General features: G+C 66.6%; 19 protein-coding genes. 16 read left to right on the forward strand and 3 right to left on the reverse strand.

The window, feature by feature from the left end; all coding sequences use genetic code 11:
- From IB257_RS09020 to IB257_RS09035, 4 genes are all read left to right on the forward strand, one after another.
- Entirely contained in the window at positions 1-732 is a 732-nt protein-coding gene (locus IB257_RS09020) for a TenA family transcriptional regulator (RefSeq protein ID WP_054455904.1), read from the forward strand.
- 72 nt (positions 733-804) lie between these two features.
- Positions 805-1,104 (forward strand): 2Fe-2S iron-sulfur cluster-binding protein, encoded by a 300-nt coding sequence (locus IB257_RS09025; protein ID WP_054455328.1) that lies wholly within the window; start codon positions 805-807, stop codon positions 1,102-1,104.
- A 5-nt stretch (positions 1,105-1,109) separates the two neighbouring features.
- A complete protein-coding gene (locus tag IB257_RS09030) occupies positions 1,110-1,439 on the forward strand; it encodes a hypothetical protein (protein ID WP_054455326.1) in 330 nt (109 codons plus the stop codon).
- Positions 1,436-1,786, forward strand: a complete 351-nt coding sequence (locus tag IB257_RS09035) for a 2Fe-2S iron-sulfur cluster-binding protein (RefSeq protein WP_054455325.1) — start codon at positions 1,436-1,438, stop codon at positions 1,784-1,786. Before IB257_RS09030 ends, IB257_RS09035 begins: the two co-directional genes overlap by 4 nt.
- Before the next feature lie 85 nt (positions 1,787-1,871).
- On the opposite strand, the gene IB257_RS09040 is transcribed toward IB257_RS09035, so the two are convergent.
- A complete protein-coding gene (locus IB257_RS09040; protein ID WP_054455322.1) occupies positions 1,872-2,591 on the reverse strand; it encodes a GntR family transcriptional regulator in 720 nt (239 codons plus the stop codon).
- A 78-nt stretch (positions 2,592-2,669) separates the two neighbouring features.
- Positions 2,670-3,413, reverse strand: coding sequence for a sulfite exporter TauE/SafE family protein (locus IB257_RS09045; RefSeq protein ID WP_054455320.1), 744 nt, complete (start codon positions 3,411-3,413; stop codon positions 2,670-2,672).
- A 229-nt stretch (positions 3,414-3,642) separates the two neighbouring features.
- Between IB257_RS09045 and IB257_RS09050 the strand changes: the two genes are divergently transcribed.
- From IB257_RS09050 to IB257_RS09065, 4 genes are all read left to right on the forward strand, one after another.
- Positions 3,643-5,175 carry a hypothetical protein gene (locus tag IB257_RS09050; protein ID WP_175162036.1) on the forward strand — a complete coding sequence of 511 codons (1,533 nt, stop codon included), beginning with the start codon at positions 3,643-3,645 and terminating at the stop codon, positions 5,173-5,175.
- A gap of 176 nt (positions 5,176-5,351) precedes the next feature.
- Positions 5,352-6,812, forward strand: coding sequence for an aldehyde dehydrogenase family protein (locus IB257_RS09055; RefSeq protein WP_054455318.1), 1,461 nt, complete (start codon positions 5,352-5,354; stop codon positions 6,810-6,812).
- Between the two features lie 39 nt (positions 6,813-6,851).
- Positions 6,852-7,331, forward strand: coding sequence for a heme-binding protein (locus tag IB257_RS09060; RefSeq protein WP_119449912.1), 480 nt, complete (start codon positions 6,852-6,854; stop codon positions 7,329-7,331).
- Positions 7,332-7,343: 12 nt separating this feature from the next.
- Positions 7,344-8,351, forward strand: coding sequence for a 2Fe-2S iron-sulfur cluster-binding protein (locus IB257_RS09065; protein WP_054455317.1), 1,008 nt, complete (start codon positions 7,344-7,346; stop codon positions 8,349-8,351).
- Positions 8,352-8,361: 10 nt separating this feature from the next.
- Here IB257_RS09065 and IB257_RS09070 read toward each other — a convergent pair whose 3' ends face one another.
- Positions 8,362-8,799 carry a universal stress protein gene (locus IB257_RS09070; RefSeq protein WP_054455315.1) on the reverse strand — a complete coding sequence of 146 codons (438 nt, stop codon included), beginning with the start codon at positions 8,797-8,799 and terminating at the stop codon, positions 8,362-8,364.
- 241 nt (positions 8,800-9,040) lie between these two features.
- On the opposite strand from IB257_RS09070, the gene ssuE reads away from it, so the two are divergent.
- The 8 genes from ssuE (at position 9,041) to IB257_RS09110 (ending at position 15,668) form a co-directional block, all read left to right on the forward strand.
- Positions 9,041-9,661: an NADPH-dependent FMN reductase gene (ssuE, locus tag IB257_RS09075; protein WP_192492200.1), complete on the forward strand. Its 621-nt coding sequence runs from the start codon at positions 9,041-9,043 to the stop codon at positions 9,659-9,661.
- Positions 9,662-9,664: 3 nt separating this feature from the next.
- Entirely contained in the window at positions 9,665-10,156 is a 492-nt protein-coding gene (locus tag IB257_RS09080) for an ABC transporter permease subunit (protein ID WP_192492201.1), read from the forward strand.
- A gap of 105 nt (positions 10,157-10,261) precedes the next feature.
- Positions 10,262-11,050, forward strand: coding sequence for an ATP-binding cassette domain-containing protein (locus tag IB257_RS09085; protein ID WP_370540099.1), 789 nt, complete (start codon positions 10,262-10,264; stop codon positions 11,048-11,050).
- 63 nt (positions 11,051-11,113) lie between these two features.
- Positions 11,114-11,329, forward strand: a complete 216-nt coding sequence (locus IB257_RS09090; protein ID WP_054455309.1) for a molybdopterin-binding protein — start codon at positions 11,114-11,116, stop codon at positions 11,327-11,329.
- 122 nt (positions 11,330-11,451) lie between these two features.
- On the forward strand, positions 11,452-12,864 hold the full coding sequence (locus IB257_RS09095; RefSeq protein WP_119449916.1) for a DUF3300 domain-containing protein: 1,413 nt from the start codon (positions 11,452-11,454) through the stop codon (positions 12,862-12,864).
- Between the two features lie 5 nt (positions 12,865-12,869).
- Positions 12,870-13,736: a DUF2950 family protein gene (locus IB257_RS09100; protein WP_054455305.1), complete on the forward strand. Its 867-nt coding sequence runs from the start codon at positions 12,870-12,872 to the stop codon at positions 13,734-13,736.
- Positions 13,737-13,909: 173 nt separating this feature from the next.
- Positions 13,910-14,890: a beta-propeller fold lactonase family protein gene (locus tag IB257_RS09105; protein WP_054455303.1), complete on the forward strand. Its 981-nt coding sequence runs from the start codon at positions 13,910-13,912 to the stop codon at positions 14,888-14,890.
- Positions 14,874-15,668 (forward strand): polysaccharide deacetylase family protein, encoded by a 795-nt coding sequence (locus IB257_RS09110; RefSeq protein WP_166738279.1) that lies wholly within the window; start codon positions 14,874-14,876, stop codon positions 15,666-15,668. Before IB257_RS09105 ends, IB257_RS09110 begins: the two co-directional genes overlap by 17 nt.
- Position 15,669: the final 1 nt, after the last annotated feature.

Raw genomic sequence — 15,669 nt, forward strand, 5'->3', positions numbered from 1 at the left:
ATGGCTGAACTGATGAACCGAGATGAATTCCGTACCGCGTTGGAAAACGCGATCAAGGGCAAGAGCGCCAACGCTTCGCCCTTTTCCATCGCCTGGGCAGAAGGCAAGCTCAGCCGCCAGCATCTGCAGCGCTGGGCCGAGAACCACTACCACTACGTGGGCCCGTTCGCCGACTACCTGGGCTATCTGTACGCCCGCACGCCCGACTCCTACACCGAGGCCAAGGACTTCCTGCTGGCCAATATGTATGAAGAGGAAATCGGGGGCGACCGCCACACGGACCTGCTGATCCGCTTTGCCGAAGCCTGCGGCACCACCCGCGAACGCGTCACCAACCCCGACAACATGTCGCCCACCACGCGCGCCCTGCAAAGCTGGTGCTACGCCGTGGCCATGCGCGAGGACCCCATCGTGGCGGTGGCCGGGCTGGTGGTGGGCCTGGAATCGCAAGTGCCGTCCATCTACCGCAAGCAGACCCCGACCCTGCGCGAGAAGTACGGTTTCACCGACGAGGAAGTGGAGTTCTTCGACCTGCACATCGTGTCCGACGAAATCCACGGCGAACGCGGCTACCAGATCGTGCTGGAGCACGCCAACACGGTGGACCTGCAGCAGCGCTGCCTGAAGATCTGCGAGATCGGCGCGCAGATGCGGCTGCTGTACACGACCGCGCTCTACACCGACTACGTGCAGCAGGAAATCACGCTGCCCGAACTGGGCCTTGCCGCCTGAGCACACCGCAAGGCCGTCTGGCGCTTTCGCGCCGGACGGCCGCGGCCCCGCAGACCCCAGAGCAGAGTATCCATGCCTACCATCGTGTTTCATAAGGGCGGCCAGACCTACACCGACGTGGTGAAGGACAACACCAACCTGGTGGTGCGGGCCGGCATCAAGCAGTTTCCGTATCCGCATCTGCGCTACGAATGCGGCATGGGCAAGTGCGCCAAGTGCGCCTGCCGCGTGCTGGCCGGGGCCGAGCATCTGCCGCCGGTGAACTGGAAGGAAAAAAAGCAGCTGGGCGAACGCATCGACCAGGGTTACCGGCTGGCGTGCCAGCTCTGGCTTACCAGTGACATCGAGCTGGTCCAGGACGTGGAGGCATAGCGGCAATGGACCCGGTATACGTCATATTGACCACCAAGCCCGGCGTATTCCGCACGGAAGCGGACGATGGCGCGGTGGATATCCTTGAAACCTACGATTACGCGTTCTACGGCCGCGCGCTGGCCGTCTACCGCATCGCCCGCCTGCATGGCGACACCAAGCTCATCGTCACCGAGGAAACGCCGCCCTACGTGGTGAACCGCGTGCCCTCCAAATTCCTGGAGAAGTTCGCGTCGGTGGAAGCCGCCCGCAAGGAACTGGCCCACCTGACGCGCTTTGGCAGCATGGAATCGACCTTGACGCTGCGCTCCGGCGCGGTCGCCGCGGAGCACTGAACAACATGGTCCAGATCACATTCATCTCCAATGGCGGCAAGGTCGCCACGGCGCCCGAGAACAGCAATCTGCTGCGCGTGTCGCTCAAGGAAAAGGGCGGCATTCCCTTCAAGTGCGGCGGCGGCCTGTGCGGCACCTGCAAGTGCCGCATCGAGGAAGGGCTGGAAAACACCGACGCCATCAAGCCGAAGGAGCGCAAGCATCTGCGTCCCGAAGACTTCGAGGCCGGCTACCGCATGGCCTGCCAGACCTTCGTCAATGGCGATGTGAAGGTGTCGTGGGTGATCCAGAACGGCAAGGGCGTGGTGGTCGGCGCGGCGTCCGATCCCGTGGAAGCGGCGACCTGAGGGCTGCAAGGCCCTGGCCGACCGGCGCTGGCTCCTGGCCGCGCGGCCGGCTCGGTGTGATGAGTTTCAGGCGCGGCAGGCCCGTTCAGGCCACCGACGCGTGCGGCTGCTGCTGGGCTTCCGTATAGGCCTTGGCGGCGTTATGCACGTGCTGGCTGGCCAGCAGCGCGGCCAGGTCGCCGTTGCCGGCGATGACGGCGTTGAGGATCTGCGAATGCTCATCCCAGTTCTGCTTGGCGCGCAGCATATTGCTGGGCGCGAACAGCAGCGCCGTACGGTCGCGCAACGAACGCATCAGGTCGGTCAGCACCACGTTGCCGCCGATGGTGGCCAGCATTTCGTGGAACTGGGAATTCAGCGCCAGGAACTTGTCCAGCTGTTCGCCGCGCGCCGCTTCCGTGCCTTCGCGCAGGAAGGCCTGCAGGCGTTCCACGGTTTTCTCATCGCGGCGCTGCGCCGCGAGCTTGGCGTTCAGGCCTTCCAGCGTGGCGCGCACCTCCACCATGTCGTAGGCGACGGCGTCGGACAGCACCGACACGGACGCGCCGCGGCGCGGCTCGATGGTCACCAGGCCTTCGGCGGCCAATGCGCGCAGCGCTTCGCGCACGGGGATGCGCGAGACGCCCATTTCCTCGGACAGGCGGCCCTCGACCAGGCGGTCGCCGGGCGTGAACTCGCCGCTGAGGATGCGCTCGCGCAGCTTGTCGCGGATGACGGCAAACAACTGCGGATGCTGCTCGCCGATCTTCAGCGAGGCGGAATGCTGCGTTGCTGCGGCTTGCGGGCTGACGGGTGAGGTTGTCATGGCGAGCAGGTTTGGCTTAATGGATACAGTCTCCATTGTATTACCGGGTGTAGCTGCATGGCTTGGGGGCGCACCGCATCAGTGTCCCCAAAAAGCCTTTGCCAGTACGCCCAGCGCGCCCAAGGCGCATACCGCCAGCAGCACGCCGCGCACCGCGCGCGGCGGCAGACGGTGGCGCAGCCGGTTGGAGACCGCAAAACCGGCCAGCAGGAAAGGCGCCAGGCTGAGCGCCAGTCCGGCGTGATAGCCCGTATACCGCTTGGCCCATGCCAGCATGGCCAGCGAGAAGATCGATCCCAGGAACAGCACCATGCCGAGCGTGGCGCGCAGGCGCGGCGGCGCCGCGTGCTGCATCACGATGGCGATGGGCGGCGCGCCCACCGAGGTCATGGTGCCCATGATGCCCGAGGCCACGCCCGCGCCGGATACGCGTCCGGGCGTGGCGGAAAAGTGCAGGCCGGCCGCGCTCAGCGCCACGGCCACCAGGATCAGGGCGGCGAACAGCACCCCCAGCGCCTGCGGCGCGAAGCGCGTCATGGCGTAGATCGCGATCAGCGTACCGACGGCGCGTCCCGCCAGCGCGTAGGACACCGAAGGCCAGTCGATGGCGGCCCGCTCGCGCAATGCGGTCAGCAGCGAAATGAAGCCGCCCAGCGTCAAGAGCGGCCCCGGCGCCAACTGCGGAAAGAACATGGCCGCCACCGGCGCGGCGAACATCGCGAAGCCCACGCCGCCCACGCCCTGCGCGATCGCGGCGCCGAACACCACGGCGGCCATGGTGGCGTACTGCAGAAGATCGGGATACGGCAGGGAGGATGGCATGCCTGGAGTAGTCTTTACTATGTATACGATAGTCTATCCAGGATTTTTCCGAATTTCATGAAGTGCTTCAAAAACTAGGGTAATCCCCTGATTTTTCGGAGCTATTCATGGATTTTTCAGAATTATCGCTTTCCCTAGGCGCTGCATATTTTGATTGGTATGACTACAAACGAAATATAGTATACCGAACGTGGCGACATAACTGCCACGCATACAAGGGGAATAGCACATGCAAGCGGACGTAGTGCTTAACGCTGCTCACTGGATGTACCTGATCAGCGTGGCCGCCATCATCCTGACGATGATTCTGCGGGCCAACGTGGTGGTGCCGTCGGTCATCGGCACCTTTCTGGTGGTGCTGGCCATCACGGGCAATCCGATCAGCGCCCTGATAGGCATCTTCTCGGCCAGCTTCGTGGCGGCCAAGGAGCTTTTCAACATCTTCCTGGTGATCACCTTCATGACGGCGCTGCTCAATGCGCTGAAAACCCTGCAGGCGGACGTGCGCATGGTGCAGCCGTTTCGCCGCGTCATGCGGGGCGGGCATTCGTCCTTCCTGATCATCGCCCTCTGTACTTATGTGATCTCGCTGTTCTTCTGGCCGACGCCGGCGGTGCCGCTGGTGTCCGCCATCCTGCTGCCCGCGGCCATCGCGGCGGGCCTGCCACCCTTGGCGGGCGCCATGGCCATCGCCATCGCCGGCCAGGGCATGGCGCTGTCCTCGGACTACGTGATCGGCGTGGCGCCCAGCATCAGCGCCAAGGCTGCCGGGGCGGCGGTCAGCGCCGCCGTGGTCGCGGACCGCGCGCTGGTGCTATCGCTCATCACCGGCGGGGTCGCGCTGGTGGCCGCTTACCTGCTGATCCGCAAGCACATCGTGCCGGCCGATGCTGGGCTCCTGTCCGCCTGGCAGGCCCGCGCGCAGGACGGCAGCCTGGCGCGCATCGAACAGTCCGGCTCCTTCGACAAGGCCGAGCTGGCCCGGGGCACCATGGGCGCGGACCCTGCCTTGCCCAGCGGCCCGGCCCTGAGCGACGAAGAGCGCCGCCGCGTGCGCTGGTCCAAGACCTTTGCCGTGGTGACGCCGTTGGCCTTTCTCGCGGTGATCGCGGTCATGGTGCTGCCGCGCCTGTTCCCGTCCCTGCCCGCGCTGCGCGGCGGCGATGCGGCGGCGCTGGTGGGCGGCGTGGCCTTTGTCGTGATGATGCTGGTGACCCTGGCCGCGGAAGGCCCGCGCAAGATGCTGGATGTCTGTCCGGAACACGTCACCGACGGCTTCGTGTTCGCCTTCAAGGCCATGGGCTCGGTGCTGCCGATCGCGGGTTTCTTCTTCGTGGGCGCCAATGAAACCGCCGCGCAGATCCTGGGCGTGCCGCAAGCGCAGGCGCCGGGCCTGCTGTTCGAGGTGATCTCCGCCGGCCAGCACCTGATCCCTGAAAACCATTTCCTCGTGGCGTTCGGCGTGCTGCTGGTCGGGATGATCACCGGCATCGACGGATCGGGCTTCGCCGGCCTGCCCCTGACCGGCACCCTGTCCGGCGCCCTGGGCCCTGTAGTGGGCGTGGACCCGGCGACGCTGGCGGCAGTGGGCCAGATGGGCGCGGTCTGGACGGGCGGCGGCACGCTGATCGCCTGGTCCTCGCTGATCGCGGTGGCGGGCTTTGCGCGGGTGAACGTGTTGTCGCTGGTGCGCGCCTTGCTGGTGCCGGTGCTGCTGGCGCTGTTCGTCTCCACGATCTGCGCCGTGCTGATCTGGAGCTGATACCTGTTTGTGGCGCTGCTTTGGGGTCCCTGCGGGGACCCTTTTTTCCAGGTGGCGACCTCTCCGGAGCGGGGGTTTACACGTATCGATCCATATTGATTAAAGTATACAATGTTCATAAGCCAACCCGCCCAGGCACTCGCGGCCAGACGGGCGCAGACTAAGGAAGAGCTTCCGTGGACGATCTCTCGCAGCAAACATTCCTGAACCACATCGGCGGCAGCTGGGTGCCCAGCGGCACCGGCAAGACGGCGCCCAACATCAACCCGGCCGACACCAGCGACATCGTGGGCCGTTTCCAGGTGTCGGACGCCGAAGACGCCCGCCAGGCGGTGGCATCCGCCGAGGCCGCCTTCGCCGGCTGGCGCGATACGCCGATCTCCAAGCGCGCCGCCATCCTGTTCCGCGCGGCCCAGTATCTGGAAGACCACGCCAACGACATCGCGCGCGAATTGACCCGCGAAGAGGGCAAGAGCCTGAACCTGGCCCGGGACGAGGTGCTGCGTTCGGCGCAGACGATCCGCTTCTACGCAGTGGAAGGGCAGTCATTCACGGGCGAAACCTATCCCAACGACGATCCGGACATGGTGGTCTACAGCCAGCGCGAACCGCTGGGCGTGGTGACGGTGATTTCCCCCTGGAACTTCCCCATTTCCATCCCCGCCCGCAAGATTGCCCCGGCGCTCATCACGGGCAATACCGTGGTGTTCAAGCCCTCGTCCGACGCACCCATGTCGGGCTACCGGCTGACCGAAGCCTTCGTGCAGGCAGGCCTGCCGGCCGGGGTGCTGAACTTCCTGACCGGCCCGGCCGGCGCCGTGGGCGAGGCCATCACCGGTGCGCGCGCGGTACGGGCGATTTCCTTTACAGGCTCCACCGCCGCGGGCGAGCAGATACACAGGACCGCCGGCCTGACCACCCGCACGCAGATGGAACTGGGCGGCAAGAATCCCTTGATCGTGCTGGCGGACGCCGACCTGGACCGAGCCGTGGACCTGACTGTGAAGGGCGGCTTTTCGCTCAGCGGCCAGGCCTGCACCGGCACCAGCCGGGTGCTGGTGGACAAGCGCGTGCGCCAGGCCTACACCGACAAGCTGCTGGCCCGCATCAAGACGCTGACCATAGGCAACGGCCTGGACGGCAACTTCGACCTGGGGCCGCTGGCCACCGCCAAGCAGCTGGACAACGTGCTGGGCTACGTGGCGGTCGGCAAGCAGGAGGCCACGCACCTGTACGGCGGCGACCGCCTGACGGGTGCCGGGTTCGAGCGCGGCTATTACGTGTCGCCCGCGCTGTTCACCGACGTCACGCAGCAGATGCGCATCGCCCGTGAAGAGATTTTCGGCCCGGTGATCGCGCTGATTGAAGTGGACGGCTACGAAGACGCCATTGCCCGCGCCAACGACACCGAATACGGCCTGTCGGCCGCCATCGCCACCACCGATGCGCGCTATGCCCACCGTTTCGCCCGCGACATCCAGGCCGGCACCGTGAAGATCAATCGGACCACCACCGGCAACCTGATCAACGCGCCGTTCGGCGGACTCAAGCACTCCAGCACTTCCACGTTCCGCGAATCGGGGCGCGTGGGACTGGAGTTCTACACGCAGATCAAGACTGTCTACCGCGCCGGCTGAGGCTGCGGTCCCTACACGCAAGCAAAGGAGGTCATCCCCATGAAGCAGGTCTATCGTCTGGAACTTGAAGAAGCGCGCATGATGGTGCGCGCGGCCATTGCCAAATCGGAAGAGATCGGCGTGCTGGAGACGATTTGCATCGTCGACGACGGCGGCTATCCCATCGCGCTGGAACGCATGGACGGCGCCCGCATCACCGGCCCGCAGATTGCCTGGAACAAGGCATTCACAGCGGCCGGGCACAAGCGTTCCACGCATCTGTTCAACACGCCGCCCAACGGTCCCGCGCTGCCCGGCAACGAAGCGTTCGGCATCCAGTGGAGCTTTGACGGCAAGTTCGCCGTGTTTGTCGGCGGCTTTCCCATTGTGGTCAACAACGAAGTGATCGGCGGCGTGGGCCTGAGCGGCGGCAACGGCGAACAGGACACCAAGGCTGGTCTGGCCGCGCTTGCGGCACTGGCGACGCTGCTGGAGCCGCGCGGCATGAAAGTGCTGGTCGAGGCTGACATCAAGAAATAAGCGAGGCCGGCCATGGCATACCGCGTGCACATCCTGCAAACCGACGAGTCGTTCCAGGTCGAAGAAGGCGAATCCGTGCTGCAGGCCGCCGAACGCTCGGCGGTGAAGCTGCCGCACGAGTGCACCTTCGGCGGCTGCGGCACCTGCCGCATCAAGCTGGAATCCGGCGCCGTGGAGTACGAAGAGTTCCCCATGGCCCTGACACCCGAAGAAGCGGCCGAAGGCTACGCGCTGGCCTGCCAGGCCCGGCCCCTGGGCGATCTTTGCATCAGCGTGGCCAGCAGCCGGCAGTCGTTTCCCGAACCGCGCCGCCTGCCCGCCACCATCCACCGCATCGAGCGCTTCTGCGATGACGTCATCCACCTGACGCTGGCGCTGCCAGAAGCGGGCCTGGAGTACGTGCCGGGCCAGTACATGAACGTGGTGCTGCCCGACGGCGAGACGCGCAGCTTTTCCATGGCTTCGGCGCCCGCCGGCAACCTGGTGGATTTCCATGTGCGTCGCATTCCCGGCGGCCGTTACACCGATCAGTGGCTGGGCCAGGCGCAAGCCGGCGCCGGCGTGGAGATCGAAGCGCCGCTGGGCGTATTCAGCTACCACGAGGAAGACTGGCGGCCGCTCATCATGATGGCCACGGGGACCGGCATCGCGCCGATCAAGGCCATTCTGGAATCGCTGCTGGACAACGAGGACTGCCCGCCCGTCACGCTCTACTGGGGCATGCGCACCGAAGCAGACCTGTATCTGCGCGACGAGATCGAAAGCTGGGCGGGGCGGCTGTACGAATTCAACTTCGTGCCGGTGCTGTCGCGCGCGGGCGCCGATTGGCAGGGCCGCCGCGGCCATGTGCAGCAAGCGGTCCTGGAGGACCACCAGGATCTGTCCGAGCACGCCTTCTACCTGTGCGGCGCGCCGGACATGATCCACCAAGCCAAGAGCCTGCTGGCCGCGCGCGGCGCCAGCCTGGATCACATGTACTCCGACAGCTTCACCTTCCAGCACGCGCTGGCTGCGGCCTGAGCGGCCGCGCCTAGCGGTACACCAGCACCGGCAGCTTGGTGCGCGCCAGCACGCGCTGGGTTTCGCTGCCCAGCAGGAAGCCCGTCATGCCGTGGCGGCCGTGCGAACCCATGACGATCAGGTCGCAGCCCTGGTTCTGCGCCGCCTCGACGATGGCTTCGTGCGGATGGTCGTTGACCGTGACCACGGCATTGCACGGCACCAGCGCGTGGCGCGCTTCCATTTCCAGGTTGTCCAGGTAGGTTTGCGCATTCTTGCGCGCCTGGTCGGTGTGGTGCGCCTGCGTGGTGCCCAGCATTTCGGCCTGGTAGACCAGCAGATGGTCCTCCGGAATGGCGCGGATGAGCGTGACGGTGGCTCCCATTTCCTTGGCGAAAACAAGAGCGCGCTTGAAAGCCGATTCAGACAGCAGGGAGCCGTCCACGGCGACGAGCAGGTGCTTATACATGTTGCCTCTCCTTTAGGAAAAGGAATCGGGAGCAACTAGCCAATCCAGTATAGGCTCGCCGCCAGGTGCAAGCCAGTCCTGCATACGGACGAGGCGTCCGGGCGGCAGTCTTCGCATATTTCCCAAAGCGGCCGAACCCGCGCTTCAACATAACCTCATATCGACTAAGTATTTTTCGGCGCCGCGCGGCGATGACAGAATCGGTTCGACTTCTTGAACCCACCGCCGGAAACGACCCTTCATGTCATCGCCACGTCACCAGGCTCACGTCCGCGTCCTTGCCATCGCCGGCAGTCCATCGCAGCGCTCCCGTTCCTCGGTGCTGCTGCGGCACGCCGCCGGGATCCTGCAGCGGCGGGGCTTGAGCGTGGGAGAACTGGGCTTGCGCGATATCCCCGCCGAAGACCTGATAGAAGGCAACTACGCCGGCCCCGCGGCCAACGCGCTGCGCGCACGCGTGGCGGCGGCAGACGCGGTGGTGATTTCCTCGCCGGTCTACCAGGCTTCCTTTTCCGGCGGGTTGAAGGCGGTGTTGGACCTGCTGGATCCCAAGGCGTTGGCCGGCAAGGTGGTGTTGCCCATCGCCACGGGGGGCAGCCCGGCGCATCTGTTGGCGCTGGAGTATGGCTTGAAGCCCGTGCTGTCAGCGCTGGGCGCGCGCCACATCCTGGCGGGCGTCTACGCCACCGATACGCAGGTTCGCCTGGACGAATTCGGCGCGCGCGAGATAGACGGGGAGGTCAGCCGGCGGCTGGATGACTCGGTGGAGCGTCTGTCCGAGCTGGTCTTGCCGCGCGTCGCCGTTTCCAGCCCATCCTACGATCTGGGCCGGCTCGCGTTGGCGGGCGCCTTCAGCGTCTGACCGATGCGCCGCGCCCACGCCCGCAACGCTCCCGACGCCCCGGCTCTGCGCTGGCTGGGAGGCGCGCTGCTCGCCGCACTTTGGCTGGGCGGCAGCGAGACGGCCAGGCCGGCGCTGCCGGCGTTGAGCCTGCTTGCGCCGCTCCTGTACCAGACGGTGCGCGGCATACGCGCGGCGGATCCGGCGCTGGTCGAAACCGGTCGGTCTCATGGCTTGAACGGCTGGGCGCTCTATTGGCATGTGCTGCTGCCGGGCGCATTGCCGTTCATCCTGACGGGCCTGAGGCAGGGGCTGGGACTTCTATGGCTGATCCTGATCGCATTGGAACTGTTCGCGACGCCGACGCGATTGGGAATTCCGCAATGGCTGGGCAGCGGTCCGCCGGGTGCGACGACGCTGTTGCTGGCGATTGCGCTCTACGCGGCTCTCAGCGTGGGCTCGGGGGCGCTGGTAAGCGCGCTGGAGCGCTGGCTGCTGCGCTGGAGGCCGCGATGATGTTCATCAATCCCAACGAATTCGAGCTATTGCAGCACCTGGACGTGCGCCAGCCGACGGAGCCGGACGAAAGCGCCCGAGGCCGAGCCGCAGGCTGCGCTGCGCGTGACCTTGCGCAAGCTCGCCAAGCGCCACGGCGACCGCATTGCCTTGCAGCCGCTGGACCTGGAGATCGCGGCCGGCGAGTTCGTGGCCGTGGTCGGGCGCGCCGGCAGCGGCAAGAGCACCTTGCTGCATCTGCTGGCCGGCAAGCTTGCGCCCAGCGGCGAGCAAGGTGGCGAGCCGGGCCGTCCGCCGCTGCTGTTCGACAACTTTCCCGTCTGGGAGCCCGACGCCCGCGTGCGTCTCTTGCTGTCGGACTCACGCCTTTTGCCCTGGAAGACCGTGCTGCACAACGTCGCCCTGGGGTTGCCCGGCACGGCGCCGGCGGCCGAAGCGTTGCGGCAGGTCGGACTGGACGGCCGCGGCGGCGAGTGGCCCGCGCAGCTATCCGAACCGCAGCGCCAGCGCGTGGCGCTGGCCCGGGCCCTGGCGCGCCGTCCCGGCTTGTTGTTGCTGGACGAGCCTTTCCAGGAGCTGGATTCGCTGAGCCGCATCGAGGCGCAGCGGCTGCTGGAGGATCTCTGGCGCCAGCAGGGCTTTACCGCCGTGCTGGCGACCGACGACGCGGCCGAGGCCGTGGCGGTGGCGGACCGCATCCTGGTGCTGGACGAAGGCGGCGTGGCGCTGGACGAGCGCGTCGGCCTGGCGCGTCCCCGCGTGCGCGGTTCGGCCGCTGTCGCCGCCCTGGAGGCCCGCGTGCTGCGCGCCGCCTTGCGTCAACAAGACACGCCGGACGCTGGCCGTCCCTTGGCGCCCGTCATCCAGATCCGGCACCTGAGGCTGGCGGTCTGAAACCGCGCCCGGCGATTCCCCCATGGGCGGCATGACGCCGCCCTTTACCCCAGGAGCAAGACCATGAGCATTCAATCCATCAACGCCCGCAACCAGTTCCGCGGCAAGATCAAGGAGATCATCCTGGGTCCGGTGGTGTCCGAGGTGGACGTGGATACGCCGGCCGGCATCGTGACCTCGGTGATCACCACCCGGTCGGTCAAGGAGTTGGGCCTGGAGGTCGGCACCGAGGTGCTGGCTTTCGTCAAGGCGACCGAGGTTTCCGTCGCCAAACTGTGAACCGAGGCAGACCCACGCCGGCGCTTCCCCTGCGCCGGGGTTAGGCATATATTGTCAGCGCGATATCCGGCAGTTCCTCCTGGCTTGTGGCTTTACGCTTGGCGATACACGGAGAACGGAAAATGCGTCGACTGCAACAATGGTTCATCGGCTGGTTATGCCTGGGGTTGGCGGTCTGCCTTCCCGCCACGGCGCAGACCAAGCTGGACAACGCGCAACTGGATCAGTTGATGGCGCCCGTGGCGCTGTATCCGGATTCGCTGCTCTCGCAAATCCTCATGGGTGCGACCTACCCCGACGATGTCGCGGCGGCCGCCAAATGGTCGGCCGCCCACACCTCGGAATCCGGAGACCAGGCCGTCAAGGCGGTCGAGGGCGAGTCCTGGGATCCCAGCGTCAAATCCCTGGTGGCCTTCCCCTCGGTCATGGACATGATGGGCCGCCAGCCTGACTGGGTGAAATCCGTGGGCGACGCCTTCCTGGCGCAGCCCGACGCCGTCATGGATTCGGTCCAGCGGCTGCGCGTCCAGGCGCAGAAGGCCGGCAACCTGAAGAGCACGCCGCAGCAGAAGGTCACCTCCAGCACCACCAACGACAAGACCGTCGTGGTGATCGAGCCGGCCGATCCGCAGGTGGTGTACGTGCCCAGCTACAACCCGACGGTGGTGTACGGCACCTGGGCCTATCCCTCCTATCCGCCTTACTACTATCCGCCGCCTCCGGGCTCGGTGTTCGCCACCTCGCTGGTGGCCGGCATCGGCTTCGGCCTGGGCGTGGCTGCGGTCAACTCCATGTGGGGCGGGTTCGACTGGGGGCATAACGACGTCGACATCGACGTCAACCGCTACAACAACATCAACGTCAACCAGCGCATCGACCGCAACAACATCAACAACAATAGAACGACCTGGCAGCACAACCCGGCCAACCGCGGCAATACGCCGTATGCCGACCAGGCCAGCCGCCAGCGCTTCGACAGCCAGCGTCAGGCCGGCGTGCAGAACCGGGCGCAGGGGGGCCGCGCGCCGGGCGCAGCGGCAGCGCCGAACTCCCGCGATGCCGCGCGCCAGCGCGCGGCGCAGTCGTTCGAAGGCCGTACCGGGCAGTCCATACCCGGCCATTCCGAACCGGGCGCGGGGCGCGGCCAGGGGGCGGGCAGGGGAGACGCCGCGGCCAATCGCGGGCAGGGACAAGGGCAGCGGGCCGGACAAGGCGGGCAGGGCGGACAAGGCGCCCGCGACCGGGCGCAGGGCGGCGGGCAGGCGCAGCACAGCCGGCCTGCCTCCAGCGTGTCCACGCAGGACCGCCAGGCCGCGGCCCAGCGCCAGCGCGCCGACGAAGCGGCCGCACGCGACCGCGGCCGCGCTTCCAATAGCGCCAACGCGCTGAGCGGCGCCGGCAACGGCGACCAGATGCGGCAGCAGCACACGCGCAGCGAGATGAGCCGCGGCGGCGGTGGCGGCCCGCGCGGCGGCGGACATGGGGGCGGCGGACGCGGCGGTGGCGGCGGCGGACATTTCGGCGGCCGGAGATAAGCATCATGGACAAGGGAACTCTCATGACCATTGCTCGTTTGCGCGCGCTGGGCGCCGCGTCGCTGCTGGCGCTGGGCCTTGCGGCCCCCGCCGCGGCGCAAAGCCTTTATCCGAGTCCGCAGGCCGCCGCCGACGCCTTCGTCGACGCCATGGCCACCAGTGACCTCGACAAACTGGCCAAGGTGTTGGGGCCGAATCATCGCAAGATCGTGCCGGGCGGCGTGGCGCAGGACGACATCTACCGTTTCCTGGCGGCCTGGTCGCGCAAGCACGAGATCGTGGCCGATGGCGGCCGTTCCTGGCTGGCGGTCGGGGATTCGGGCTGGACGCTGCCCGTACCCATCGTGCGCGCCGGGCAGGGCTGGCGTTTCGACCCGGCGGCGGGCACGGCGGAAATCCGCCGCCGCGCCATCGGCCGCAACGAACTGACCGCCATCGAAACGCTGCGCGAGCTGCAGGCCGCGCAGGGGCGATACAAGGACAGCGTGGGCCAGGGACGCTACGCGAGCCGCCTGGTCAGCCGTCCGGGACAACGCGACGGGCTGTACTGGCCCGAGGTGCCGGGCGCACCGCAGCAGGCCTACGGGTTGGACGCGCTCAGCATGGGGCCGGAGGTGCCGCTGGACGACGCTTACTACGGCTACCGGTACAAGGTGATACCGGGCGCGGACGGAGGCTCGTACCGAATCGTGGCCTGGCCGGCGCGCTACGGGCAGACGGGCATCGACTCCTTCGTCGTCGGTCCCGACGGGCGCGTGTTGGAAGCCGACCTGGGACCCGCGTCCGCGGCACGCGCCGCGGCCTTGCGGGAACGCGATATCAGTGCCGGAACCTGGACCGACGCCGACGCGCAACCCGTTGGCAGCAAATGATTTTTCCGGCTTCCGAAGAGTAATCGGGACACGCCTGTTGCTGGGTCGCAACAGGCGTGTCCGTTTGTCCGCATCGGGTAGCGCGACGCCCTTTTGTCAGCCCGCTGTGCCTAAAATGGCGAGCACCGGGACCCTGCCCGATACCCCTTTGCCGGACCTAGAAATTGAACCCCATGCATTTTGTCCGCTACGCCCTCTTCGGCGTAGGGATGGCGCTTAGCGCCGCGGCGGCCTCGGCCCCGATTTTCGTCCTGAACTCCCTGGACGCCAACGTCAGCATCGTCGATCCGGCCACCTACAAGGAATTGCGGCGCGTGCCCACGGGCAAGGAGCCGCATCACCTGTACCTGACTCCCGACGAAAAGTCGCTCATGGTGGCCAACGCCACCAGCGATTCGATCACGCTGATGGATCCCAAGACCGGTGAAGTGCAGCGCACGCTGACCGGCATCGTCGATCCCTACCAGCTGCAGTTCTCGCCGGACATGAAGTGGTTCGTGACCGCGGCCAACCGCCTGGACCACATCGACATCTATTCCTGGCATCCGCTGGAAAAAGGCTTCGACCTCAAACTGGTCAAGCGCATCCAGGCTGGCAAGACGCCCAGTCACATCATGATCGACAAGGCCAGCACCACGGCCTACGTGACGCTGCAGGACAGCGATCAGCTCATCGCCATCGACCTGGCCACGCAGACGCCGAAATGGACGGTGTCGGTGGGCAAGACGCCTGCGGACGTATTCCTGACGCCCGACCAGAAAACCCTGCTGGTGGCGCTGACCGGCGACTCCTACGTCGAGGCCTACGACGTCAGCAACGGCCCGGCCAAGCTGGTGACGCGCATCAAGACCGCCGCGGGCGCCCACGCCTTCCGCGCGCAGGGCGACCACCGCCACCTGTTCGTCAGCAACCGCACCGCCAACTCCATCAGCCGCATCGACCTGCAGACGCTGGCCGTCACCGACACCTTCCCGGTGCCCGGCGGTCCCGACTGCATGGACGTGCTGGCCGATGGCAAGACCCTGCTGGTCACCTCGCGCTGGGCCCGCAAGCTCACCGTGGTGGACCTGGAGCAGAAGAAGGTGGTCAATCAGGTGCCGGTGGGCAAGTCGCCTCACGGCGTCTGGACGCTGAACCATGCTCCTACGAGATAAGCGCGTCCACGCCGCGGTGATGCTTGCGCTGGCCTTTCCCAGCATGGGAATGGCAGCGCCAGCGACCTGCGACAAGCCTGTCTACCTGACGTTCGATACCGGCCACATGGGCGTGGCCCCGCTGATCGCGGACGTATTGGCCCGGCACAACGTCAAGGTCACTTTTTTCCTGGCCAATGAGCGCACGCTGACCGACGGCTCCAGCCTGGATGACGTGTGGGCGCCCTGGTGGAAGGCGCGCGCGGCCGAAGGCCATGTCTTCGGCTCGCACACCTATGACCACGTCTATTGGCAGGCGGATCTTCCTGGCGGCAAGTTCCGCGTCAAGCCCAGCGCCGGCCCGGACGCGGGCAAGCGCGCCGAATGGACGCCCGAGCAGTATTGCGCCGAGATCAAGCGGTCCGTCACCCGTTTCCATCAGATGACGGGCAAGAACATGCTGCCGATCTACCGCGCGCCGGGCGGCAAGACCTCGCCTGCGCTGCTGAAGGCGGCCAAGGCCTGCGGCTTCGAGCACGTGGGCTGGGCGCCCGCCGGCTTCCTGGGCGATGAACTGCCCAGTGACAAATACCCCAACGCCCGCCTGCTGGACCAGGCGCTGCGCACCATCAAGCCCGGCGATATCCTGCTGGCCCACCTGGGCATCTGGTCGCGCCAGGATCCGTGGGCGCCAGCCGTGCTGGAGCCGCTGATTGAAGGTTTGCAGCGCAAGGGCTATTGTTTTGCTACCTTGGACACGCACCCGTCCTATCGCGATTGGATCGCTAATCATCACTGAT

It is taken from the genome of Achromobacter sp. ACM03, assembly GCF_014851665.1.
In the GTDB taxonomy this organism is placed as follows: Bacteria; Pseudomonadota; Gammaproteobacteria; order Burkholderiales; family Burkholderiaceae_B; genus Achromobacter; species Achromobacter aegrifaciens.